The following is a 23,145-nucleotide window of genomic DNA, read 5'->3' as shown; positions in this document are numbered from 1 at the left end:
GGACGAATTAGCATGACAGTGGAACTTAACTTGCCTGTAACAGTACAGGACGTGCGCTCGTTCTCAGAAGCTAATGGTGAACCAACTTGGTTTGCAGAGCTTCGTACGGCAGCACTAGACAAAGCAGCTGGTTTAGATATGCCAAAACCAGATAGAACAAATATTTCAAAATGGGATTTCATGAACTTCCCAAGCCATTCAGTAGTTAGTGAAAAATACACTTCACTAGATGAACTACCAGAAGAGGCACGAGGCTTAATTAACCTTGAGCAAGAAAACCTATATATTCAACGCAACAATACACCTGCGTTTATTAAAACATCACAGGAGCTAGCTGACAAAGGCGTTATTTTTACAGATATGTTAACAGCTATCCGTGATCATGGGGAGCTTGTTCAAAAGTACTTCATGACGGAAGCGGTAAAAGTTGATGAACATAAATTAACAGCACTTCATGCAGCACTTGTGAATGGCGGCGTATTTGTTTACGTTCCAAAAAATGTCATTATTGAGCAACCGTTACAAGTTGTCTTTTTAAATGATAATGCAGAAGCTTCACTTTATAACCATGTATTAGTTGTAGCTGAAGCAAATTCAGCTGTCACATATGTGGAAACATACATTTCTACAGTTGAAGAGGCAAAAGCACAAGCTAACATTATTTCAGAAGTCATTGTACAAGATAATGCACAAGTAATTTACGGTGCGGTAGATGTACTTGCTAAAGGTTATACTACTTACGTAAACCGTCGTGCTCGTCTAGCGCGTGATGGAAAAGTTGACTGGGCTCTTGGATTAATGAACGATTCAGATACAATTTCTGAAAACATTACACACCTTGTTGGTGACGGTTCACATGCTGATACAAAAACAGTTGTGGTTGGTCGTGGAGAGCAAAAACTAAACTTCACAACAGAAGTTCGTCACTGGGGTAAAAACTCAAATGGTCACATCTTGAAACACGGTGTGATGAAAGATGCAGCACAATCAATTTTTAACGGTATTGGCTATATCGAACACGGTGCTACAAAAGCAGATGCGCAACAAGAATCACGTGTGTTAATGCTTTCTGAAAAAGCACGTGGCGATGCTAACCCAATTCTATTAATTGACGAAGATGATGTAACAGCAGGACACGCAGCATCTGTAGGACGAGTAGATCCACTACAACTTTATTACTTAATGAGTCGTGGTATCTCGAAAGCAGAAGCAGAGCGCCTTGTTATTCATGGATTCCTTGCGCCAGTTGTTAAGCAATTACCTATCGAAGGCGTTCAAAAGCAACTGACGGAGGTTATCGAAAGGAAAGTTCGCTAATGATCAATAAAGACATTAAAAGCTATTTCCCAATCTTAAATCAACAAGTAAATGGTCATCCACTTGTTTACCTTGATAGCGCAGCAACATCTCAAAAGCCTACTCAAGTAATTGAAGCAATTAAGCATTATTATGAATTTGATAACTCAAATGTACACCGTGGTGTACACACATTGGGGAATCGTGCGACTGACAAATACGAGGGTGCTCGTGAAAAGGTACGCAATTTCATTAATGCAAAGTCAACTGAAGAAATTATTTTTACACGTGGTACAACAACTGCGTTAAATACAGTAGCTTCTAGTTATGGTCGTGCAAATGTTGAGCAAGGTGATGAAATTGTGATTACACATATGGAGCATCACTCCAACATTATTCCTTGGCAACAGCTTGCAAAAGAAAAAAATGCAACATTAAAGTACATTGACCTTGAGGCAGATGGCACAATTGATCTTGAAAAGGTTCGAGCAACAATAACACCGAAAACGAAAATCGTGTCAGTATCAATGGCATCAAATGTTCTCGGTACAATTAATCCGATTAAAGAAATTGCAAAAATTGCACATGCTAATGGTGCCGTAATGGTAGCAGATGGGGCGCAAGCTGCACCGCATATGAAAATTGATGTGCAAGATTTAGATGTAGATTTCTTAGGGTTTTCAGGACATAAAATGTGCGGACCGACTGGAATAGGTGTACTATATGGTAAAAAAGAGCACCTTGAAAAGATGGAGCCAATTGAATTTGGTGGCGAAATGATTGATTTTGTTGGACTACATGATTCAACGTGGAAGGAATTACCGTGGAAATTTGAAGGTGGTACGCCTATCATTGCAGGTGCAATCGGTTTAGGCGCTGCTATTGATTTCTTAACTGAAGTAGGGTTAGACAATATTGCACAGCATGAGCATAAACTTGTAGGCTATGCAATGGATCAACTTGAAACAATTGAGGGACTTAAAATTTTCGGTCCGCGGGATCCAATGAAACGATGTGGTCTTGTTACGTTTAATTTAGATGATGTACATCCACATGATGTGGCAACAGTTCTTGACATGAATGGTATCGCTGTTCGTGCAGGACATCATTGCGCTCAGCCACTAATGAAATGTCTCCAACAAGTAGCTACAGCGCGCGCAAGCTTTTATCTGTATAACACGGAGGAAGATATTGACCGCTTAGTTGCCGGGTTGCGTTCTGCGAAGGAGTATTTTGGCGATGTCTTTTAATAATTTAGATCAACTATACCGTTCAGTTATCATGGATCATTATAAAAATCCTCGAAACAAAGGATCTTTAGAAACTGATGCTGTAACAATTGATATGAACAATCCGACTTGTGGTGACCGCATTCACTTAACGCTTAAAGTGAATGATGGTATTGTAGAAGATGCGAAATTCGATGGCGAAGGCTGTTCTATTTCGATGTCCTCTGCATCAATGATGACACAAATTGTCAAAGGAAAAAAAGTAGAAGAAGCATTAGAGCTTGCTGATATTTTCTCGAAAATGATGATGGGTGAAGAATATAGCGATAAATACGACCTTGAGGATGTTGAGGCACTGCAAGGTGTGTCTCAATTCCCTGCACGAATTAAATGTGCGACTTTGGCTTGGAAAGCAATGGAAAAGGGCGTAAAAGAATAATAATTTGTGAACGGAGGAGAAATAATGGCTAAAAAAATGCCGGATATTGGCGATTACAAATACGGATTCCATGACAAGGACGTATCAATTTTCCGTTCAAAACGTGGTTTAACTGAAGAAATCGTCCGTGAAATTTCAAATATGAAACAAGAGCCTGAGTGGATGCTTGAATACCGCTTAAAAGCGCTTGAAACTTTCTATACAAAACCAATGCCACAATGGGGTGGCGACCTTGGAGATTTAAATTTTGATGAAATTACGTACTACGTAAAACCATCTGAAGCTACGCAAAAATCTTGGGATGAAGTACCTGAAGAAATTAAAGCTACATTTGATAAATTAGGTATTCCTGAGGCAGAGCAAAAGTATCTTGCAGGTGTATCTGCTCAGTACGAATCTGAGGTTGTATACCATAACATGAAACAAGAACTTGAAGACCTTGGTATTGTGTTTAAAGATACTGACTCAGCTTTACGTGAAAACGAAGATATTTTCAAAAAATATTGGGGTAAAGTAATTCCATATACTGACAACAAATTTGCTGCATTAAATTCAGCAGTTTGGTCAGGTGGTTCATTTATTTATGTGCCACCAGGTGTAAAAGTTGAAACACCTCTACAAGCTTACTTCCGTATTAACTCTGAAAACATGGGGCAATTCGAACGTACGCTAATTATTGTTGATGAAGGTGCACATGTACACTACGTTGAAGGATGTACAGCTCCTGTTTATACAACAAACTCTTTACACTCAGCAGTAGTAGAAATTATCGTTGAGAAAAATGCTTACTGCCGTTATACAACGATTCAAAACTGGGCGAACAACGTTTACAACTTAGTAACAAAACGTACAGTTGTCGAAGAAAACGGTACGATGGAATGGATCGATGGTAATATCGGTTCTAAATTAACGATGAAATACCCAGCTTGTATCCTAAAAGGGGAAGGCGCTCGTGGTATGACATTATCAATTGCATTAGCTGGTAAAGGACAACACCAACATGCTGGAGCTAAAATGATTCATATGGCACCTAACACATCTTCTACAATCGTTTCAAAATCGATTGCGAAACAAGGTGGTAAAGTAACATATATGGGTCAAGTACGTTTCGGTCCTAAAGCAAGTGGTGCACGTGCCAACATTGAATGTGATACGTTAATCATGGATAACCAGTCTACTTCGGATACAATTCCATACAACGAAATTTTAAATGATAATGTTTCTTTAGAGCATGAAGCGAAAGTTTCAAAAGTATCAGAAGAGCAATTATTCTACTTAATGTCTCGTGGTATTTCTGAAGAAGAGGCAACTGAAATGATCGTAATGGGCTTTATCGAACCATTTACTAAAGAATTACCAATGGAATACGCAGTAGAAATGAACCGTCTCATCAAGTTTGAGATGGAAGGCAGTATCGGGTAATAGTCTGATAAACCTTGAAACATCAACATTTCTATATGGTTTGATTAAGGTGAAATGTATGAAACACCCGCAAATCATCTACTATATGCTTTTAATAAAGGGTCGAGTGCACTGCGCTCGATCTTTTTCTTTATATGTAAATAAGTAATGGCTGTAACCTATACCAATTTATGACCCTGAGTTGCATTACCAAAGCTCGAATTACACATATTATCACTTTCGACAAGCTGTGAAGCAAAAGGCATTACCATGAGCATATCCCGTAAAGGTAGGCCCGCTGATAATGCCACAATTGAATCGTTTCAGTTTGTATTTACTTAGATAGTGCAAGATACTACGACAGCCATCGTAGAACCTTTTTCAATTAATTACAAAACAATAATCTTTGAATGTTGTTAATGGGTAGTATTATACATTTTCGTCAAACAAAAATTTATTGTAGAAACAATTTTCGATATTTTAAGTAATCTTGTACTACTTCTGTATAATATACGAAATCTTATCATCGTAGGTCTGTGGGTTGTCTTATCCCAAAATTAATTTTCTAACTGAAGACCACTTATAGTGGATTACTATACATCCTGCCAGTAAATGTAGCTTTATATTCTCCTTTAATATACTCATGTTTTACATATTTTAAAAGACCTCTCATTACCCCATAAACTTATTGATAATACTCATAGGGAACTTCCTTAGGAATCAATGAAGCTGTGGGAAATGTCAAAGTGATTGTTTAAACATGATCATAAACCCAAAATGGCGATACATCAGTTTTTGTTTCTTGTCTCAATGGTATAGTTGTTTCTCTTGCTAGAACAGTTGGACTAGAAAATGGTAAAATAAATGAAGCAGTACCTATCATCAATAAACCTTTATTAAAAAAGTTATTCATATATGTTACACTCCTTTTTTAATAATTAATTTTACCTGTGAAAGTTGCTCTCCAAGTATATTGAAGCTTTTCTACATCTCCAGTTCTTTTTAGTTTGCCATGATACCACTTACCATCAATATACTCTTCGTAATAAATTGAATCTGGGACTGTAGCGGCGGAAGTATATTCTTTTTTTACAGTTTTAGTTATTGCAGTCCAAGGCCATCCATAAGTTGTAGTATCATCTTTATTTGTTTTGTATAAATTACCACTCATATCACCAACCTTTTCTTTTGAATTATCTTCACTTACCTCATCTTTAGTCACTGCTTGTGGCTGAATTACAATTGAACCAAATGAAACAACCAAAACCAAAGCAACTATGAAATAAATGATTTTTTTTTGCACTTTCCTTTCTCCTTTCTCTTTATTTTTTAGAATGTTATGTAAAAATCGAATATATTATAGCGTATTAGTTTGAATATTTCAAAAAATGAGATATTGTTGGTGGGAGTTATTAATATTTTCAACGTTTTAGGCAAACCTGCTGTATCGACTATAATCAAGCTTATAGAAGTTGTGAGTTACAATGAATGTTTATATCAAAATAAAGGCTATATACTTCATAGGAATAGCACTTTTCATCATGAACATCCGACAATTATATTAACTGTTGATGTAAAAGCGAATGCCAGACTATTAGTTGTGCATGTATTATATAGTAGAGATAGGGATTATATAGTTTTATATCCCATCCAATTACGGACCTTTCGTGTAGTGTATGTTATGATAATGGTCTTCCTAAGAAGAGTCACTCTCTGTAAACGTCGTCGTCTAATCGAATATTTGTAGATTTGCTCAAAAAACGTATTCGAGCGATTTCAAATGATTTATGGTAAAGTGTATGAATAGTAATAGTATAGTTGCTTGTTATGTTGTCTTTCTTTCTATTCAACTGTATATGATAGAAAGTTCAATGGACTAATTTTGTGAAAATACATACGACTAGAGCTATTTTAGCTTTAGTCGCTTTTTGTTTTTGTAAGTATTTGCGTGCTATGATTATGTACATAAGGAGGGAGTCACTTGATTCGAGTTGGGTTAACAGGCTGGGGCGATCATCCTTCGTTGTATAGTGGTGTTACTGCCTCAAAGGACAAATTATTTGATTATACAGGTCATTTTTTAACGGTAGAGTTAGATACGTCTTTTTATGCCATTCCATCAGTTGACAATGTTCGAAAGTGGTGTGAGCTAACACCAGATTCATTTCGTTTTGTAATAAAGGCATACCAGGGAATGACAGGACATTTGCGAGGAGAAATTCCATTTGAATCCAAAAACGATATGTTCAATGCATTTATCGAATGTGCAAACGAATTTAAACGTCATGGCAAGTTAGCGATGATATTAGCGCAATTCCCACCATGGTTTGATTGTCAGTCAAAAAATGTACAATACTTATTGTATATTAGGCAACAATTAAAAGATTTCGATGTGGCAATTGAGTTTCGAAATCAGACATGGTATGCAGAGAAGGTAGTTAAGCAAACAATGGATTTTTTAAAGGAACATCAATTTATTCATACTATTTGTGATGAACCACAAGCTGGTGTTGGTTCTGTCCCTTTTTATCCTGAAGTAACGGCAAATAAGGCACTCGTCCGTATTCATGGACGCAATATTCATGGTTGGCGTAATACGGGCAATTCGGAAAACTGGCGCAAAGTTCGTTTTTTATATGATTATAATAAGGAAGAACTATACCAACTCGGACAGCAACTTCAAAGCATAGAGCCGAATGTGCAGGAGCTATTTGTTTTATTTAATAATAATTCTGGACAGCATGCTGCGAAAAATGCGAAAGAACTTCAGGAGATGTTAGCTATTCGAGATGTTGGTTTAGCACCAAAACAATTAAATATGTTTGAAGGAGAAGTATAATGGAGTTTATTCTTTTAGTAGTGATTGCACTAGCCTCGGGGCTCATTGGTTCACTTGTAGGGCTCGGCGGAGGGATTATTTTAGTACCTGCAACCTTATTTGTTGGACTAAACCTTGGGATGCTCCCTGATATTACACCACAAAAAGTGGTCGGGCTATCGGTTGTAATGATGATCTTCACTGGCCTTGCATCAACTTTAAGCTACATGAAATCCAAAACAGTAGATTATAAAAGTGGGTTTATATTCTTTTTAGGTAGTATTCCAGGGACGATGTTAGGGGCATGGGTAAATAAAGGTTTAGATTTACCGTCATTTAACTTATATTTTGGAATTTTATTAATTGTTATATCGATAATTTTACTTGTACGCGATAAATTGAAACCTGTACAATGGTTTGTGAAAAATGGTACACAACATCAGTTTATCGATACATCTGGTCAAACGTTTATCTATGGATATCCAATTTGGTTTGCATTAATATTCTGTTTTGCTGTTGGCTTTGCCTCAGGATTATTTGGTATTGGTGGCGGCTCAATGATTGTGCCTGCCATGATTATTTTGTTTTTATTTCCGCCACATGTTGCCGTTGCAACATCGATGTTTATGGTGTTTTTAACTTCAATTGTTAACTCAGCGAGCCATATTTATTTAGGACATGTACCGTGGCTTTATACAATTCCAGTTATTCCTGGTGCTTACATTGGAGCTAAACTAGGGGCAGCACTCAATAAAAAAATTAAATCCGATACACTTGTCCTAGCACTACGAATTATTTTATTATTATTAGGAATTCGTTCCATTATAGAGGGCTTATTGTAAAGAAGAGGTGGCTTGAATGCTGGAAAAAATTCATATTTTTCACACAAATGATGTGCATAGTCATTTTAAGTATTGGCCACGAATGCAAAAGTATGTGAAAATGCAACGTGCTCAGTATGAGGCATTAGGTGAAACGAGCTATTTAGTTGATGTTGGGGATCATTTAGATAGGTCGAATATTTATACAGATGCTACTATCGGTAAGGGCAATGTCCAATTATTAAACAAAGCTGGTTATGACGTTGTAACAATAGGTAATAATGAAGGGATAACACTGTCGCATGAAGAGCTATTTCATCTATATAATGATGCGCAATTTGACGTCGTAGTAGGAAATGTAAATGCAGCAGAAGGTGAAAATCCAACGTGGTTGAAACCTTACGTTGTGTTAACGACAAAATACAATACAAAAATTGCAGTCATTGCTGCGACTGCCATGTTCGAAATTTATTATAAGGAATTAAACTGGCAAATAGATGATGCTCGAAGCTCCCTAATCCGTTTAACCCACCAACTTCGTAAAGAAGTTGATATTGTTGTTTGTCTGTCACATTTAGGAATTACTGAAGATGAACTATTAGCAGAGGAATGTCCAGAAATCGATGTCATCTTTGGTTCACACACTCACCATACGCTACCAAATGGTAAGGGTATCAATGGTGTATTGCTCACAGGTGGAGGGAAATTTGGACAATATACGGGACATCTTGTGCTAGAATACGATAAAAAAACGAGGGAAATTGTTGAAAAAAAGGATACTTTAATTCATAATAAGGACTTGCCAATTGTTGAAAATGAAAAAGAGTTTCTGCTATCTTTAGAAGAAGAAGGTAAAAGCTTATTAGACAAGCCTGTATTTTCAACGAAAAAGACGTACAATAAAGAATGGTTCCATTATTCACAATTATCACATCTATTTGCGCAAGCCATATTAGAAAAAAGTGGTGCGGACTGTGCGTTATTTAATGCAGGGATTTTTTTAGACGGCCTTCCAAAAGGAACGGTAACAGCGCTTGATTTGCATAAAATTTTTCCACATCCTATTAATTTATGTACAATTGAATTGTCAGTTTCGGAAATAAAGGAAATTTTTCAACAATCGAAAAATGAAGAATGGCCCAATATGGAACTTAAAGGGTTAGGTTTTAGGGGCGTAATTTTTGGTAAGATGCTGACATATGGCTTTGCTATGAATGAGGATCGTCAATTGCTCATAAATGGTAAGATTGCAGATAATGATCGTACTTATAAATTAGTGACACTTGATTTGTTTACGTTCGGTTATTTTTATCCAAGCTTTAAATATGCAAAGAAAAAATATATTTTACCTGATTTTTTACGAAACATTATGTTAGATTATGGGCAAAGTTTCTTTAAGCGATAGATAAACAAAGCTTTAAGAATGGATTGGGGAAGAAGTCATGCGATTAATTTCAATCGATGTATTAAAAGAAGGTATGGTATTAGGAAGGACCATTTGGAATGAGGCAGGTCATCCACTTTTAAAGAAAGACGTTGTCATTAATGAACGTATTATTGAAAGACTTCAACAGTTGAATACGCATTATTTATATATAGATGACAAACTTTCTGAAGGTATTGAAGTAAAGGAGACGGTTCCTCCTGATGTCCGAAACAAAACCATTTCGACCATAAAAAATTCTTTTCAATCAATAAATGGTTTAAGTACGGTTAATGCCTCTTATATACTTGATCAGCAATCGAAAGCGATTGTCACGATTGTCGATGAACTACTCTCAGCTGTTACAGGTAATAATGAAATTTTGACGGTTTTAACGGATGCTTATTTATTCGATGAATACTTATATCAGCATTCTTTTCATGTAACTTTATATTCGATTGCTATCGCAAAAGAATTAGGTCATTCCGCCGAAGATCTTCGTTTAATCGGTATTGGTGCCTTATTGCATGATGTTGGAAAGCTTATGGTGCCGAAAGAGATACTAAAAAAACCAGGTCGCTTAACGCATGAAGAATTTGAAATGATGAAAATGCACACGCGTTTTGGATTTGATTTATTACGAAATTTACATTCCATTTCCTTACTGGTTGCACATTGTGCTTTTCAACATCATGAACGCATTGATGGAAGTGGCTATCCACGTGGTTTAGTTGATTTTGAAATCCATCCATTTGCTAAAATTATTGGCGTTGCTGATGTATTTGATGCGGTGACGACAAATCGCGTATATCGTGAAAAAATGCTTCCTTCACAAGGGCTTGCCATTGTGGAAGCTGGTTCGGGAACACTTTATGATGCGCGTATTGTCAACGCATTGAAAAAATCAGTTGTCCATTATCCGAATGGACTGATTTTAAAATTATCAGACGGTCGTCGAGGCATTGTTTCTAAGCAAAATAATTTGGATTCATCCTTGCCATGGATTCGGATTTTTGAAGAACAAAATGAATTACTCACAGCGACATACGAAATTAATTTAGTGGACTATCCAACTGTAACAATTGATAGTATTGAAACCGATTATGTAGTGCCATCGCGAGTCGTATAATTTGCTCCTCCTGTTCATAAGTTGTAGAACAGGAGGAGATTTTTTTGTTTTTCCCTCGAAAAAGGATGAAATTGCGAACGAATCATAAAAGAGGAATGCAGCTTAATCGTTTAACCTTATTAATAGTGGCTAGCATTGTTTGTATTGTATTTTTTCTATATTTTTTAAATGAACGTCTTAAACCCACATATTTGGAATATGCCGAAGTGCAGACAAATAAAATTGCATCTTATGTTGTCAGTAAAGCCATTAACTCACGTACTTCTAACGTATTAGACGTTAATGATATAATCGAAGATGTACCATCTGGCACCTCAGTAACGACCAAATTTAATACAGAAATTATTAATAGAGTACGTGCAGAAACACTCGAACTTGTAAAAATGTATTTAGAGCAGGCTGAGCATGGAGAGTTAGCCCATTTACCTGATTTAGATAATGTCGAATATGATGTAAACAAAATTCAAGAAGGTGATGGCATTGTCTTTTTCGTCCCACTTGCACAGGCGGCTGATCTTCCTTTACTCGGTAATTTAGGGCCGAAAATACCAATTCGCTTTCATGTAATTGGTAATGTTCATAGTAATGTTACATCCGATATACGGGAATTTGGCATTAATAGCGCCTATGTAGAAGTAGGTATTCATATAGAAGTTAATGTCCAAATAATAGTTCCATTTGCTAGTAAATCAACGACGGTATCACAGGATATTCCAGTAGCAATGGGGTTAACGAGAGGGCCAGTACCAAACATTTATACAAATGGTGGAGATGCAGTACAACCATCAATAGAAGTACCAGTTCCATATCAATAGAAAAGTTTAAGCTGAGAGTAAATGTTAGTTGTTGCCGTTCGTGTAATATGATACATTGACAACAGTGATGGTAGATAATATTCAACAAAAGATAACTGATAGGGGCGAATTTGTATGACATCCTGTAAACCTACTAGCAATGCTAAAGAAGAACATGTAAGAAAACCAGATTGGCTTAAAATTAAACTAAACACGAACGATGAATATAAAGGTCTTAAAAAGCTTATGCGTGAAAAAAATCTTCATACAGTATGTGAAGAAGCGCGCTGTCCAAATATTCATGAATGCTGGGGTGAGCGCCGTACAGCAACAATGATGATTTTAGGATCAGTTTGTACACGTGCTTGTCGTTTCTGCGCAGTAAAAACAGGTTTACCAAATGAGTTAGATCTTGCAGAACCAGAACGTGTTGCAGACTCAGTAGCTATTATGAATTTAAAGCACGTTGTTATAACAATGGTAGCACGTGACGATCTAAAGGATGGCGGTTCAGAAGTTTTAGCTGAAACCGTGCGTGCTATTCGCCGTAAAAGTCCTTTCACATCTGTAGAAGTACTACCTTCTGACCTTGGTGGTTTGAAGGAAAATCTGCAACTTTTAATGGATTCTAAACCTGATATTTTAAATCATAATATTGAAACAGTACGTCGGTTAACACCAAGAGTCCGTGCGCGTGCAAAATACGAACGTTCATTAGAGTTTCTTCGTTTAGCAAAAGAGATGCAACCAGACATTCCAACAAAGTCATCATTAATGATTGGCTTAGGGGAAACGCATGAGGAAATTTTAGAGGTAATGGACGATTTACGTGCAAACGACGTAGATATTATGACAATTGGTCAATATCTGCAACCAACAAAAAAACATTTACCTGTAAAAAAATATTATTCACCAATTGAATTTGGCAAACTTCGCAAAATTGCAATGGAAAAAGGCTTTAAGCATTGTGAAGCAGGACCACTTGTACGTAGTAGTTATCATGCTGACGAGCAAGTGAATGCTGCAACGAAGGAACGACAACTACAAGCCGAAGTATAATGTGGAATGATAGACGAGAAAGGTGGTGTCACTTTGATAATTATAGAAGGATATGAATATGAAGTAGTTGAAGATTACCGTGAAGCTTTTCAAGAAGAAGTATTTAAAGAGCGGTACTCAGATATTTTAGTCAAATATGATTATATTGTAGGCGACTGGGGCTATAATCAGCTACGTCTAAAGGGATTTTTTGATGATAAAAATCAAAAATCCACCTTTGATACGAAAATTAGTACGCTTCAGGATTACTTATATGAGTATTGTAATTTTGGCTGTGCTTATTTTGTTTTACGTAAAGGTGGTAAAGTTATTTTACAGCCCGACGTTGTAGTAAATGAAGTAACCGAAGTGACAAAACCAAATGACAATGAACAAATAGCTGAATAGCCATAAAAACCTGATGCAAAGTTTGCATCAGGTTTTTTTATTGATAGGAGTTGTGAAATAATTATGTGCTTTTAACTAATTTAGAGTGTAATTATTATAATGTATAATGGAATAACGACCATCGTAATAATAATTTTTAAAGAAGGAGAGGAACAACTATGGGACTTTTTGATTTAATTAAAGCGATTATCTTAGGTTTTATTGAAGGAATGACTGAGTTTGCACCCGTTTCATCAACGGGTCACTTAATTATTGTAGACGACATGTGGCTAAAAACAAATATATTATTAGGAGATACCGCTGCAATTACATTTAAAATTGTAATTCAATTAGGCTCAATTTTAGCTGTTTTTCTTGTTTTTTGGAAACGTTTATTCAGTCTGTTAGGGCTTAGTAAATATGCATCTTCTCATTTAAACTTGTTACATGTTGTGATTGGCTTATTGCCTGCCACTATTTTGGGATTAACTTTCAAGGATTTTATAGACAAATTATTTAAAATAGAGACGGTTATAGTGGCTCTTATTATCGGTGCAGTTCTTATGATGTTTGCTGATAAATTTGGTCCTAAAAAACCGAAAATCGTATCATTAGATCAAATTACTTATAAACAAGCATTTATGGTTGGACTTATGCAATGCTTATCACTATGGCCTGGATTTTCACGTTCAGGAGCGACGATTTCAGGTGGGGTTTTACTTGGAATGAATCATAGAGTAGCAGCTGATTTTACCTTTATAATGGCTGTACCAATTATGATAGGAGCAAGTAGTGTATCAATCATTAAAAGTTGGGATTATTTATCTTTTGATTATTTAGGGTTTTATACTGCAGGTTTTATTAGCTCGTTCGCTTTTTCCCTTATTTCCATTCGCTTCTTTTTAAAACTTATCTCTCAAATCAAATTGACCCCATTTGCAATTTATCGAATTATTTTAGCAATAGTATTAGCTTGCTTTTATGTTATATAAGTGATTGTCATATTCAATTATATTAAATATTTTTGAACTATTAACATTTCTTATTTACATAATTATCAGTTTTTTTATATTAATTGTAAAAAAATACGGAGGGAGATTTTTTCCATGAAAAAGATGGTTAAAGCTTTATTTTCTTTCGCATTTGTTAGTATTTTTGCATTTGGATTTAGTAAGGATGTCCCTGCAGCTATTCAATCTAATAATGCAACAGTTTCGCTGGGGAATTTCAGTATTAGTTCAGGACAAACTAGAACTACTGATTTTTGTAAAGCTATTAAAACTGACATGACATTAGGGTTTAATGCTGAAAATAGTTTTGGGAATTATAAATTCCAACATAAAGCCCCTAATGGCAATTGGAGTACTGTAGGTTCTAATTCTGTTGTTTTAGCAGGAACAAAATATATTAAAGTTAGTTCAAAAGTAGATTGGTCATATCGTCTAGTGTTTAATGGGGGTAGTAGAACAAATTACATCCAAGTGTGGTGTGAGTAGTTTAGATCTCGTAAGCTTTCATTATGAAACAATGGGGATTTATAGAAGAGAATATGAGTTGAAGGTAGAAAAAAATGTCTTTCAAATTGCAAATCAGCCTTGAAAAAAGTGTTAGATTGATTGAAATCAGTCTAACACTTTTCCTTTTCTTCTTGGCTAAATTATATGAAATAATAAAGTTACTTTGCTGTAGAAGATTGCCCCTTATCGGAGGAACAACAGAATATACAATATGTATTTTTAAAAATTAGGAAATAATCTTTAGTTCAAGTATGCATTCATAGCTTCAACCAGAGTGGGAAACAATATCGTTATTGATTATTATTAAAGGTGTGATTTATATAAAAAGAGCAGTATTTTTAGACAGAGATGGCGTTATTAACGAAGTGTTGACCAAAAGGGTGAAATTTGTTAACAAACCGCAGCAACTTTTTTTCTTACCTGGTGTTCCAGAAGCGATAAAAAAATTGAACGAGTGCTTTGATTTTGTCTTTGTTGTAACAAATCAAGGTGGTGTTGGATTAGGATTTATGAAGGAAGGTCAATTAAAAAAAATACACGTTCATATGGCGAATGAATTGAAAAAGCAAGGTGCTACAATTCATGAAGTAGTGTATTGTCCTCATAAACCAAAAGCTGGCTGCGATTGTCGTAAGCCCAATAGTAAGTTAATTGTGGAACTCGCTGAAAAATATAGTGTCGAGTTATCTAAATCCTATATGGTGGGGGATACAGACACAGACATTATTGCAGGGAAAAGAGCTGGTACAAAGGGTGTATTTCTAGGTAAGCGTGATCCGCTTGCAGATGCAGTATACCCCGATTTAATAAGTGCAGTTGACTGGATCATAGAAGATGCAAAATTAAACGCATAACATAATGAAGTATAAATTCCTTAAAAAAGGATAATTTAAAAATTGGAGGTGATAACTTTGGCTAACGAGAAAAAAAAGCAAAAGCAAAAACAATTAAACCGAGAAGAATACGGATACGGATTTGATATTAGTGTTGATGATTTAGCTGTTATTGGGCAAAATAGACAAGCTAAAAAACAAAATGATAATGAAAATAAAGATAAACCACATAATAAAGACAACCCTTCAACTATAAATAAATAATGAAGTATAGGTTGTCCTACTTTCCATTAGTCAATGAGATTTTTGACCAAAAAAATTCCGCTTTATTCTAGCGGGGCAATGAATGTCAGTTTGTGCGACTTACGGATTGCCCCGAGAAAATAATTAGCGGAATTTTTTTGTATTTAAATCTTTAAACGGGTGTCAATTAAGCAATTCACGTAAGTATTCACGTAATTCAATCGTGTCTTCTTCAGAACGGTTGTACACGTGTTCTAGGTAGCCAGGTTCTTCGACATCGTCAGGCCCTATAATAGCGAAACGGCCAAATTGAATATCCATTACAAGTACTTTGCCAAAGAAGCGGCCAGATTGTAAAATGGCTAAATCATAACGCAGTTTTTGCCCTGCGAAACTTACAAAGCGTGTTTTTGTATCTTCTACATCATCATATAAGAAAAAACGTTCCATCTTTTAATCTCCTTCCAGTCCTATAGATATGGTACTATAGAAGAGAAAAGACTATCAACTTTAAATGATTTGAATGGGGGCTTTCCTTGTGTATTTTGTAGATCGAAATAAAATCACAACAAACTTACAGTACTTAGATAAACTATTAGCTATTTTTGAGGCAGAGGAAAATTGGCTTCAAAGTGATATTACGAAATTAGCAGTCGAGCGAATCGGTCATAATGTGATGGAATCAATGATGGATGTAGGGAACTTGATGATTGACGGCTTTATTATGCGTGATCCAGGTAGCTATGAGGATATCATTGATATTTTAATCGATGAAAAAGTTGTCTCAACTGACATCGAAGCATCGTTAAAGGCTGTTGTAGGCTTACGTAAAATGCTTGTTCGTGAATTTGTTTCTGTAGATATTACTGAAGTAGTGAATGTTTTAACAGCAAGCTTACCTGCTTTAAAGCAGTTTGCACCAGCTGTGAATAGCTACTTAACAAATGAGTTAGGTCCCGTATCAGCATTTTTACCTGAGGATCATCAATGAAAACTTATAAAGCTTATTGCTTTGATTTAGATGGCACTGTCTACCGCGGTAAGGAAGGTATTCCTTCTGCGGTTGCTTTTATACAAAGATTACAGCAACAGGGAATTGAACCCTTTTACGTAACAAACAACTCTTCTAAAACAAGAGAACAATTACAACAGTCATTACAAGCGATTGGAGTAGTAGCACCGCTTCATCATATTTATTCAAGTGCCTTAGTTACGGCAAAGTATGTAGCACTGAATTTTTCAGGCAAAAAAGTAGCGATGATGGGATCCGATGGTATTAGATTGGCGTTATTAAACGAAGGAATTGAACCTGTAGACAATGAGCCAGATGTATTTGTTATGGGAATAGATCGAACTTTGGATTATATGGCATTAGCAAAAGCGACTGTTGCAGTGCAAAATGGGGCGATATTTATCGCAACAAATCAAGATATTAAGTTTCCAACAGAATATGGCTTTTTACCTGGGAATGGTGCATTTGCACGTTTAGTAGGAGAGGTAGCGGGGGTAGAGCCGATTTACATCGGTAAGCCATCACCAGCAATGCTCGACATCATTGCAATAGAGCATCATGTGTCAAAAGATGAGATGGTGATGATTGGTGATAACTACGATACAGACATTATGTGTGGTATTCGTTTTGGCTGTGATACAATTCACGTCAACACAGGCGTTACACCAACAAGTGTCGTGCGTGAAAAAGAACAGCAACCTACTTATTTACTAGAAACGCTCGTATGGGAAGACTAATTGTGGTGGGACTTAACAAAAAAATAAAGGATGTTATACCGATTATCGGTATAGCATCCTTTTCATATGTGTAATTTTTTTATTTTACAAGACAAGACTCGACATGTCTATTATATAAACAATTATATTACCATAATGGATTTTCTTCGATAAATTGATATATAGCTTTTGTGAGCTCATCAGGAGAAGCAGCTTCAACTAAATCACCATTTACAATTGCATAAAAGGATTCAGAACACTTCGTACAGTAGCTGAGGCAGCCATATTCCAAAACGTCGATATTTGGATCGCGTTCGAGGATTTCATAAGTTTTCTGTGAGCCATTTGCTAAATTACTTATACAAAATTCAACCATTGGATTCATATGTTCACCTCACCATTGTTATGCTACTAGCTTTTGAAACGTTCGTCAATATTTTAACTTCATTCAACAAAAGCCAACCTTTTTTTGTGGGAGAAAAAGGCCAAGCTATGGACGTAGTTTTGTAACCGTTCATACTTGAGATGAATGGATGTAAAAGATTACGGAGAATGTCACACATTTAAAAATGTATTTAACAAGCAAGCGAACTAAAAATCTGGATGCTATAAGCTCGAGGTGTAATTGATCTTGTATGAATTGTTGTTAAAAAACGCAAAGAAGTTATCGATATTGTGAAATCTTTCACAAAAAGTGCAATCTGATATTGTGAAACTTCTCACAATCGGTTATACTCAATTGTGGATACTTTGTGAACAATTATTATTAGATACATTAAAGGAGACTATTATGGGGAAATTAGTACTTTTAGGTGGCGGCTACGGTAATATGCGTGTCATGCTTCGACTTTTACCAAACAACTTACCGTTAGACACGGAGATTGTGTTAGTAGATCGAGCGCCTTACCATAGTTTAAAAACAGAATTTTATGCATTAGCAGCAGGGACATCGACAGATAAAGAAATTCGTGTAAGCTTCCCAGAGCACGAGCGTTTAACGGCTGTATATGGTGAGGCCGTTGAAATTAATCGTGCCGAAAAAGTAGTCATTCTAGAAGATGGGCAACGTATTGAATATGATGATTTAGTAATTGGTCTAGGCTGTGAAGATAAATATCATGGTGTACCAGGTGCAGAAGAGTACACATACAGCATTCAGACGATGGCTAAATCACGTGCAACATTCCAAGCGTTATGTGGTTTACCAGCTGGCTCGACTGTCGGCATTGTAGGTGCTGGTTTAAGTGGTATTGAGTTAGCGAGCGAACTGCGTGAAAGCCGCGCTGACTTAAATGTGAAGTTATTTGACCGAGGTCCACGTATTTTAAAAGACTTCCCTGAGAAGCTTAGTAAATATGTGAAAGCTTGGTTTACTAAACATAATGTAGATGTAATAGCCAATTCTAATATAACTAAAGTAGAACCTGGTAAAATATTTAATCATGAAGAAGAAATTCCGCTAGATGCCATAGTATGGACTGCAGGGGTACAGCCTGTTAAAATCGTCCGTGATATGGATGTTGAAAAGGATCGCCAAGGTCGTCCAATTGTTACACAATACTTTAATGTGTTGGATGATGAGCATGTATATGTTGTAGGTGATTGTGCTTCTTCAGACTTTTCTCCAAGTGCACAATTAGCGGAAGAACAGGCAGAACATATCGTCAAAGTTTTACGCATGCGTTGGAGAGGCGAGCGTTTACCAGAAAAAATGCCAGACATTAAATTAAAAGGTTTCATGGGCTCATTGGGCAAAAAGCAAGGCTTCGCGTACCTAGCTGATACTACTGTTACAGGCCGTATTGCACGTTTAATGAAGTCTGGATTACTATGGATGTATAAATATCAAAACGATTAATAGAATGCTCTTATGTCACTGAGCATTCATATATAATAATAAGGGATTGCTCAAAGCACGTTTGAACAATCCCTTTCCTATTTTCTTTAAACAGTTTCGTCTGGTGTAAAGCCAAGGTTTTCAAGTGCAGTGAAGACTGGTTTTAATTGGACATAGCCTTCTCCTACTACTTCATCATTGATTAAGACAAGTGGATAGAAAAATTCATCTTCTTGGATACGTGTAGCGTAATCCTGGTCACGATCATTCTCAATTGGACCTTCAATATCGACATAGCGAATATCATAAGCTTGGTCTGGGTATTTTCGATTAATGGCAGCTTGTAGCCATTCATATGTATCTTTTGAAGAAGGTGCATTGACACAGCTAGCACAAATGACAGCTGTTCCGTAAATTTCAATGGTTGGTTTTGATTGACTCATAGTATTTATTCTCCCCCGTGATTCTATATTGGATTTTTTCTGTTGCTAACATTATAATCATTATAAGGAAAGGAGTCGAGACAAATGGCAGAAGCAACGATTAACGACCAAGTTCAAGAAGTATTAGATAAATTACGTCCATTCTTACTACGTGACGGTGGAGACTGTGAATTAGTAGATGTAGAAGATGGTGTAGTAAAATTACGTTTATTAGGTGCATGCGGTAGTTGCCCTAGTTCTACGATTACTCTAAAAGCAGGTATCGAGCGTGCTTTATTAGAAGAAGTACCAGGTATCATTGAAGTAGAGCAAGTTTTCTAATCACTGCATATAAAAAGTTCTAGCTGAAAAATTCAGGCTAGAACTTTTTTTTACGCATGTCGAGCTTTTTCTTCACGAATTAGTGTCCATTGTTCCTTTGCCATATCGATTATTTTTGCTTCGCCTCCGTGGCTTTGTTTCTCAATAACTTTCGAAAAGAAGCGTGTCGCATTTTCAATATCCCCGATACGACGAGATAATTCGGCAATCATATACATAATGCGAATATCTGACATTTGAGTAGAGCTATAATCCTCATTTGAATAAGATTCCATATAAAGATCACGTGACATTTTCATAAAACGTTGCTCTTGCCCTTCATTTTTTAATGAACGATATAACCATGCAAGACGTAATGTAAGACCAGCCGTAGCAACAAACTTTTCCTTTTTAATTGTCCCGCATAAAAACGCTAATTTATAAGCTTGAATCGCTTGGAATATAGTACGTTCGCCTTTGAAATCATGATGTACCCATTTTTCTGTAATTTGCGTCTGAATAACATCCTGTACACCAGGCGCAAAATATTTTGAAAAGTCTTCAGTAAAGGAGAAGCCACAATGCTCACAAACGAATACGTTGTAGTAAAGAGCATTGACATCGTCTGCATAAATCGGCTGAAAATCGGTTTCGGTATGATCTACTTTTATGAATTTAGAGCGTACTTTTAATGTAGGAAATTCTTTTTTACAATTAAGACATTGTACTTTCTTTTCGTAATATGGTGAAATCTCCATAATTGATACCTCTTTCATAGATGTAATTAAAACTATTATACCAATCCATAGGTTTTGTACATGAATAAAAAATACTAATTAAGTGAATAAATCGGGAATTTTTGCTAATAATCAAATCGAAGCTGAATGTTTGTCATACAATAGTCAAAATTGATATGATAAGTAAGAAGGAAGGTGACTGGGATGACAAGTTCAAAACAAGTAATAGAAGTGACTGAGGCAGCAGTTTTTCATATTAATGAAATGATGGAGCATAACGAGGAACGAGGTTCTTTTTTACGCGTAGCTGTTAATGGTGGCGGATGTAGTGGCCTATCGTATGGAATGCATTTTGATAAAGAGAAAAAAGACGATGATTTTGAGGATGTACAACATGGTTTAACAATTCTTGTTTCCCGCGAAGATGCGCCTATCTTAATGGGAACAAAAATTGACTATAAACAATCGCTAATGGGCGGTGGCTTCACAATCGATAATCCAAACGCAATCGCATCTTGCGGCTGTGGCACAAGCTTTAAAGCAGCGAAACGTGAAGGTACACCTGAGGTTTGTGATTAATAAAACCTTTTGAGATAGAATTGTTAAAAAAACCGAACTTGATGTATTTAGGAAAGTAGATACGTAGCCTTTTTAATTTGTATGTTGCAAAGCATTACAAATTGAGGAGGCTTTTTTGTATGGTTTTTTGAGGATATCTGCTACTAACCTCCTAGCATAAACGATTTGTCGTTAAAAAATCGTGAGTGGGGCTACTTATAGTAATAGAGACATAAAATACTCATCTACAAATTGACCATCAATACATAAAGAGTGTCTTTTAACGCCTTCAATTTCAAATCCCATTTTTTTATATAAATGAACAGCAACATCATTTGAAGCAATAACGGTTAAATCTAATCGGTGCAATTCCACTTGTTGTGCCCATGCTATAACATGTGTAAAAAGGGCTTTACCTACGCCTTGGCCACGGCTTTCACTATGTACGCCAATTACTATATTTGCTCGATGTGCTATACGTATGGGCTTTTCATTTTGGACAATTAAATATCCTACAATTTGTTCACCTACACATGCAACAAATACTCCTGCTTTCGGATTACGATGAGTTGTATCGATATATTTAGCGAACTTTTCAGGATTCACTGCTCTTTCTTGAGGAGAAAATAACATAAAACCTGATTCTTCTGCATTTGCCATAACATTTACAATCTTTTCTGCATCACTATAAATTGCTTTTCTTACTATCATAAATTGTAACCACCTTTCTTCTAACTTTTAAGTTGATAGCTTAATGTTAACACTTTAAATGATAATTTAGTATATATATGGAAAAATGTGTAGGGTGAAAAGTTCTGTGTTTAATAGGTGTATAAAAAGTATTTAGAAGGAAGTAATACTACATTCACATTACCCTGTAAGAAAGGTTAGAGAAGCATTTGTGATTTATGGTGAATGGTTTAGAGAAAGAGGTTTTAAACAGGCATAAGGAGATCAGTACATTACATTTAGTACGAAAAAAAAGAAGCCTCGATTATCTTCTTACCTGTGGGCTTCTTTATGTACCTTTAAGAATGTTTAACTAAGTTTAGCTAATACATCTTCATAAATTTCTTCTGAAGGTTTATCGAGTGCAATGGAAAATTCGGAAAATATAATTTCTTGTAAAGAGTGCAATAACTTTTCTTCTTGAAGTGGGAATTTTTTCTCGTTCGCTTCATATTCAAACTTTTTGCGTAGCAATGTATTTAAAAGGTACGCCTGTTTTTGTCGATCGCCTGTTTTAATAATTTCTACGTGATTTCTCATACGATGTGTGTTTTGTTCAATCCATTCAACACCAGGAGACGTAAAGGAACTTAAAATTCTAATGGCTTCATCTTTTTCAATAATATCTCTCAGCTGTTTTTTTGCATTATCGATAGGGGTACGGATTGTTAATTTTGAATCGTTTAGTGGTTGTAATACGTAGTAAGTTTTAGTAATGTCGCTAAAGGTTTGTTCACAAATATCTTCAACTGAACAAAGTCCATGTGATGAATAAATGACTACATCGCCAACATTGTACATGTATAATCCCTCCATCAAACATTATTGTCAACTAAGTTGACTAAATTAATTGTAAACAATAAAAGAACTTTTGTCAACTTAGTTGACGACTGGTTCGTTTTTTTGTATAGTAATTACGAAATTATGGAATGAAGGTGAATGAGTTGAAGGACGAATTGCAAAATCGAGATGTCATTGATTTGTTGAGCGAACGTCATGAAATACTTCGACGACTTGCTGAAGAGAAATGGAATAAAAATAATACACTCCATATATCTAACTCAGAATGGCATATTTTAAGTAAAATATATAAAAAACAACCTACTATTTCAGAGGTAACGAAAGTTGTTGATTTTTCTCGCCAGGCAACTCACAAATTTATTAAAAGTTTAGAAGCTAAAGGCTTGGTAGAAGTGAGTAATGCTGAGCATAGTAAGAAGCACAAAGTAATCCGAATGACGAATTTCGGTGAAGTTTGCTATGAACAAAACGAACGTAACAAAGCGGAAATTGAACAGCAATTGGTTCGCACAATTGGAGAAGAATCAGTCGCAATATTAAAAAATATATTAGAGCTTAATTGGAGTTTTGAGCAGTTAGAGGCGTAAGAGTGGGTTATAAACAATGGATACCTACAATTCCTTAATTCTTCAAATTGTCGATAA

The 23,145-nt window shown here is 35.7% G+C and carries 29 protein-coding genes; 21 read left to right on the top strand and 8 right to left on the bottom strand.

Annotated elements, in window-relative coordinates; translation table 11 throughout:
• Positions 1-12 precede the first annotated feature (12 nt).
• From sufD to sufB, 4 genes are read left to right on the top strand one after another with little or no spacing between them, the layout of a single operon-like run.
• Complete coding sequence (gene sufD / locus FH508_RS19200) at positions 13-1,317, top strand: Fe-S cluster assembly protein SufD (protein WP_173479793.1); 1,305 nt, start codon at positions 13-15, stop codon at positions 1,315-1,317.
• Positions 1,317-2,546, top strand: a complete 1,230-nt coding sequence (locus tag FH508_RS19195; protein ID WP_173479792.1) for a cysteine desulfurase — start codon at positions 1,317-1,319, stop codon at positions 2,544-2,546. The genes sufD and FH508_RS19195 overlap by 1 nt, the downstream gene beginning before the upstream one ends.
• Complete coding sequence (gene sufU, locus FH508_RS19190) at positions 2,536-2,964, top strand: Fe-S cluster assembly sulfur transfer protein SufU (RefSeq protein WP_173479791.1); 429 nt, start codon at positions 2,536-2,538, stop codon at positions 2,962-2,964. The genes FH508_RS19195 and sufU overlap by 11 nt, the downstream gene beginning before the upstream one ends.
• Positions 2,965-2,988: 24 nt before the next feature.
• On the top strand, positions 2,989-4,386 hold the full coding sequence (sufB, locus tag FH508_RS19185; RefSeq protein ID WP_173479790.1) for a Fe-S cluster assembly protein SufB: 1,398 nt from the start codon (positions 2,989-2,991) through the stop codon (positions 4,384-4,386).
• A 733-nt stretch (positions 4,387-5,119) separates the two neighbouring features.
• Here the strand turns inward: sufB and FH508_RS19175 are convergent.
• Positions 5,120-5,278 carry a hypothetical protein gene (locus FH508_RS19175; RefSeq protein WP_173479789.1) on the bottom strand — a complete coding sequence of 53 codons (159 nt, stop codon included), beginning with the start codon at positions 5,276-5,278 and terminating at the stop codon, positions 5,120-5,122.
• A gap of 18 nt (positions 5,279-5,296) precedes the next feature.
• Entirely contained in the window at positions 5,297-5,668 is a 372-nt protein-coding gene (locus FH508_RS19170) for a hypothetical protein (protein ID WP_173479788.1), read from the bottom strand.
• A gap of 678 nt (positions 5,669-6,346) precedes the next feature.
• Between FH508_RS19170 and FH508_RS19165 the strand changes: the two genes are divergently transcribed.
• The 11 genes from FH508_RS19165 (at position 6,347) to FH508_RS19115 (ending at position 15,389) form a co-directional block, all read left to right on the top strand.
• Entirely contained in the window at positions 6,347-7,204 is an 858-nt protein-coding gene (locus tag FH508_RS19165) for a DUF72 domain-containing protein (protein ID WP_173479787.1), read from the top strand.
• The gene (locus FH508_RS19160) at positions 7,204-8,025 is read left to right on the top strand and encodes a sulfite exporter TauE/SafE family protein (protein WP_173479786.1); all 822 of its coding nucleotides are present in this window, start codon (positions 7,204-7,206) and stop codon (positions 8,023-8,025) included. The genes FH508_RS19165 and FH508_RS19160 overlap by 1 nt, the downstream gene beginning before the upstream one ends.
• A 16-nt stretch (positions 8,026-8,041) precedes the next feature.
• Positions 8,042-9,409, top strand: coding sequence for a bifunctional metallophosphatase/5'-nucleotidase (locus tag FH508_RS19155; protein WP_173479785.1), 1,368 nt, complete (start codon positions 8,042-8,044; stop codon positions 9,407-9,409).
• A 37-nt stretch (positions 9,410-9,446) separates the two neighbouring features.
• A complete protein-coding gene (locus FH508_RS19150) occupies positions 9,447-10,556 on the top strand; it encodes a cyclic di-GMP phosphodiesterase (protein ID WP_173479784.1) in 1,110 nt (369 codons plus the stop codon).
• A gap of 65 nt (positions 10,557-10,621) precedes the next feature.
• A complete protein-coding gene (yunB, locus tag FH508_RS19145) occupies positions 10,622-11,371 on the top strand; it encodes a sporulation protein YunB (RefSeq protein WP_173479783.1) in 750 nt (249 codons plus the stop codon).
• 114 nt (positions 11,372-11,485) lie between these two features.
• Positions 11,486-12,409 (top strand): lipoyl synthase, encoded by a 924-nt coding sequence (gene lipA / locus FH508_RS19140; protein WP_173479782.1) that lies wholly within the window; start codon positions 11,486-11,488, stop codon positions 12,407-12,409.
• Positions 12,410-12,442: 33 nt separating this feature from the next.
• A complete protein-coding gene (locus FH508_RS19135; protein ID WP_173479797.1) occupies positions 12,443-12,796 on the top strand; it encodes a YutD family protein in 354 nt (117 codons plus the stop codon).
• Between the two features lie 158 nt (positions 12,797-12,954).
• Positions 12,955-13,767 (top strand): undecaprenyl-diphosphate phosphatase, encoded by an 813-nt coding sequence (locus tag FH508_RS19130; RefSeq protein WP_173479781.1) that lies wholly within the window; start codon positions 12,955-12,957, stop codon positions 13,765-13,767.
• 114 nt (positions 13,768-13,881) lie between these two features.
• The gene (locus FH508_RS19125; RefSeq protein ID WP_173479780.1) at positions 13,882-14,271 is read left to right on the top strand and encodes a hypothetical protein; all 390 of its coding nucleotides are present in this window, start codon (positions 13,882-13,884) and stop codon (positions 14,269-14,271) included.
• Positions 14,272-14,612: 341 nt separating this feature from the next.
• Positions 14,613-15,146, top strand: coding sequence for a D-glycero-alpha-D-manno-heptose-1,7-bisphosphate 7-phosphatase (locus FH508_RS19120; RefSeq protein WP_173479796.1), 534 nt, complete (start codon positions 14,613-14,615; stop codon positions 15,144-15,146).
• Between the two features lie 57 nt (positions 15,147-15,203).
• The gene (locus FH508_RS19115) at positions 15,204-15,389 is read left to right on the top strand and encodes a hypothetical protein (protein ID WP_370635667.1); all 186 of its coding nucleotides are present in this window, start codon (positions 15,204-15,206) and stop codon (positions 15,387-15,389) included.
• A 162-nt stretch (positions 15,390-15,551) separates the two neighbouring features.
• Here the strand turns inward: FH508_RS19115 and FH508_RS19110 are convergent, their stop codons facing one another.
• Positions 15,552-15,818 (bottom strand): DUF3055 domain-containing protein, encoded by a 267-nt coding sequence (locus FH508_RS19110; protein WP_139859850.1) that lies wholly within the window; start codon positions 15,816-15,818, stop codon positions 15,552-15,554.
• Between the two features lie 88 nt (positions 15,819-15,906).
• Here FH508_RS19110 and FH508_RS19105 point away from each other — a divergent pair, with 88 nt between their 5' ends.
• Entirely contained in the window at positions 15,907-16,359 is a 453-nt protein-coding gene (locus FH508_RS19105; protein WP_139859848.1) for a DUF86 domain-containing protein, read from the top strand.
• Positions 16,356-17,117, top strand: a complete 762-nt coding sequence (locus FH508_RS19100) for a TIGR01457 family HAD-type hydrolase (protein ID WP_139859846.1) — start codon at positions 16,356-16,358, stop codon at positions 17,115-17,117. The genes FH508_RS19105 and FH508_RS19100 overlap by 4 nt, the downstream gene beginning before the upstream one ends.
• A 127-nt stretch (positions 17,118-17,244) precedes the next feature.
• Here FH508_RS19100 and FH508_RS19095 read toward each other — a convergent pair whose 3' ends face one another.
• Complete coding sequence (locus FH508_RS19095) at positions 17,245-17,481, bottom strand: YuzB family protein (RefSeq protein ID WP_139859844.1); 237 nt, start codon at positions 17,479-17,481, stop codon at positions 17,245-17,247.
• A gap of 405 nt (positions 17,482-17,886) precedes the next feature.
• Between FH508_RS19095 and FH508_RS19090 the strand changes: the two genes are divergently transcribed.
• A complete protein-coding gene (locus tag FH508_RS19090; RefSeq protein ID WP_139859842.1) occupies positions 17,887-18,954 on the top strand; it encodes an NAD(P)/FAD-dependent oxidoreductase in 1,068 nt (355 codons plus the stop codon).
• Positions 18,955-19,040: 86 nt separating this feature from the next.
• On the opposite strand, the gene FH508_RS19085 is transcribed toward FH508_RS19090, so the two are convergent.
• Positions 19,041-19,376: a YuzD family protein gene (locus FH508_RS19085; protein ID WP_139859840.1), complete on the bottom strand. Its 336-nt coding sequence runs from the start codon at positions 19,374-19,376 to the stop codon at positions 19,041-19,043.
• A gap of 84 nt (positions 19,377-19,460) precedes the next feature.
• Here FH508_RS19085 and FH508_RS19080 point away from each other — a divergent pair, with 84 nt between their 5' ends.
• Positions 19,461-19,697: a NifU family protein gene (locus FH508_RS19080; RefSeq protein ID WP_024364841.1), complete on the top strand. Its 237-nt coding sequence runs from the start codon at positions 19,461-19,463 to the stop codon at positions 19,695-19,697.
• Between the two features lie 50 nt (positions 19,698-19,747).
• On the opposite strand, the gene FH508_RS19075 is transcribed toward FH508_RS19080, so the two are convergent.
• A complete protein-coding gene (locus FH508_RS19075; protein ID WP_173479779.1) occupies positions 19,748-20,434 on the bottom strand; it encodes a DUF2225 domain-containing protein in 687 nt (228 codons plus the stop codon).
• Between the two features lie 183 nt (positions 20,435-20,617).
• Here FH508_RS19075 and FH508_RS19070 point away from each other — a divergent pair, with 183 nt between their 5' ends.
• Positions 20,618-20,992 (top strand): HesB/IscA family protein, encoded by a 375-nt coding sequence (locus tag FH508_RS19070; RefSeq protein ID WP_173479778.1) that lies wholly within the window; start codon positions 20,618-20,620, stop codon positions 20,990-20,992.
• Positions 20,993-21,187: 195 nt separating this feature from the next.
• Here FH508_RS19070 and FH508_RS19065 read toward each other — a convergent pair whose 3' ends face one another.
• Positions 21,188-21,682 (bottom strand): GNAT family N-acetyltransferase, encoded by a 495-nt coding sequence (locus FH508_RS19065; protein ID WP_173479777.1) that lies wholly within the window; start codon positions 21,680-21,682, stop codon positions 21,188-21,190.
• A 327-nt stretch (positions 21,683-22,009) separates the two neighbouring features.
• Entirely contained in the window at positions 22,010-22,501 is a 492-nt protein-coding gene (locus FH508_RS19060) for a CarD family transcriptional regulator (protein ID WP_173479776.1), read from the bottom strand.
• Between the two features lie 134 nt (positions 22,502-22,635).
• Here FH508_RS19060 and FH508_RS19055 point away from each other — a divergent pair, with 134 nt between their 5' ends.
• Positions 22,636-23,088, top strand: coding sequence for a MarR family winged helix-turn-helix transcriptional regulator (locus tag FH508_RS19055; RefSeq protein ID WP_370635741.1), 453 nt, complete (start codon positions 22,636-22,638; stop codon positions 23,086-23,088).
• Positions 23,089-23,145: the final 57 nt, after the last annotated feature.

It is taken from the genome of Lysinibacillus sp. CD3-6, from assembly GCF_006351725.2.
Classification (GTDB): Bacteria; Bacillota; Bacilli; order Bacillales_A; family Planococcaceae; genus Lysinibacillus.
This window is presented reverse-complemented; position numbering and strand designations above follow the sequence as displayed.

Coding starts and splice junctions, on each gene's coding strand:
- sufD (WP_173479793.1), top strand. CDS start 13: ATGACAGTGGAACTTAACTTGCCTGTAACAGTACAGGACGTGCGCTCG.
- FH508_RS19195 (WP_173479792.1), top strand. CDS start 1,317: ATGATCAATAAAGACATTAAAAGCTATTTCCCAATCTTAAATCAACAA.
- sufU (WP_173479791.1), top strand. CDS start 2,536: ATGTCTTTTAATAATTTAGATCAACTATACCGTTCAGTTATCATGGAT.
- sufB (WP_173479790.1), top strand. CDS start 2,989: ATGGCTAAAAAAATGCCGGATATTGGCGATTACAAATACGGATTCCAT.
- FH508_RS19175 (WP_173479789.1), bottom strand. CDS start 5,278: ATGAATAACTTTTTTAATAAAGGTTTATTGATGATAGGTACTGCTTCA.
- FH508_RS19160 (WP_173479786.1), top strand. CDS start 7,204: ATGGAGTTTATTCTTTTAGTAGTGATTGCACTAGCCTCGGGGCTCATT.
- FH508_RS19155 (WP_173479785.1), top strand. CDS start 8,042: ATGCTGGAAAAAATTCATATTTTTCACACAAATGATGTGCATAGTCAT.
- FH508_RS19150 (WP_173479784.1), top strand. CDS start 9,447: ATGCGATTAATTTCAATCGATGTATTAAAAGAAGGTATGGTATTAGGA.
- yunB (WP_173479783.1), top strand. CDS start 10,622: ATGAAATTGCGAACGAATCATAAAAGAGGAATGCAGCTTAATCGTTTA.
- lipA (WP_173479782.1), top strand. CDS start 11,486: ATGACATCCTGTAAACCTACTAGCAATGCTAAAGAAGAACATGTAAGA.
- FH508_RS19130 (WP_173479781.1), top strand. CDS start 12,955: ATGGGACTTTTTGATTTAATTAAAGCGATTATCTTAGGTTTTATTGAA.
- FH508_RS19125 (WP_173479780.1), top strand. CDS start 13,882: ATGAAAAAGATGGTTAAAGCTTTATTTTCTTTCGCATTTGTTAGTATT.
- FH508_RS19110 (WP_139859850.1), bottom strand. CDS start 15,818: ATGGAACGTTTTTTCTTATATGATGATGTAGAAGATACAAAAACACGC.
- FH508_RS19100 (WP_139859846.1), top strand. CDS start 16,356: ATGAAAACTTATAAAGCTTATTGCTTTGATTTAGATGGCACTGTCTAC.
- FH508_RS19095 (WP_139859844.1), bottom strand. CDS start 17,481: ATGAATCCAATGGTTGAATTTTGTATAAGTAATTTAGCAAATGGCTCA.
- FH508_RS19090 (WP_139859842.1), top strand. CDS start 17,887: ATGGGGAAATTAGTACTTTTAGGTGGCGGCTACGGTAATATGCGTGTC.
- FH508_RS19085 (WP_139859840.1), bottom strand. CDS start 19,376: ATGAGTCAATCAAAACCAACCATTGAAATTTACGGAACAGCTGTCATT.
- FH508_RS19080 (WP_024364841.1), top strand. CDS start 19,461: ATGGCAGAAGCAACGATTAACGACCAAGTTCAAGAAGTATTAGATAAA.
- FH508_RS19075 (WP_173479779.1), bottom strand. CDS start 20,434: ATGGAGATTTCACCATATTACGAAAAGAAAGTACAATGTCTTAATTGT.
- FH508_RS19070 (WP_173479778.1), top strand. CDS start 20,618: ATGACAAGTTCAAAACAAGTAATAGAAGTGACTGAGGCAGCAGTTTTT.
- FH508_RS19065 (WP_173479777.1), bottom strand. CDS start 21,682: ATGATAGTAAGAAAAGCAATTTATAGTGATGCAGAAAAGATTGTAAAT.
- FH508_RS19060 (WP_173479776.1), bottom strand. CDS start 22,501: ATGTACAATGTTGGCGATGTAGTCATTTATTCATCACATGGACTTTGT.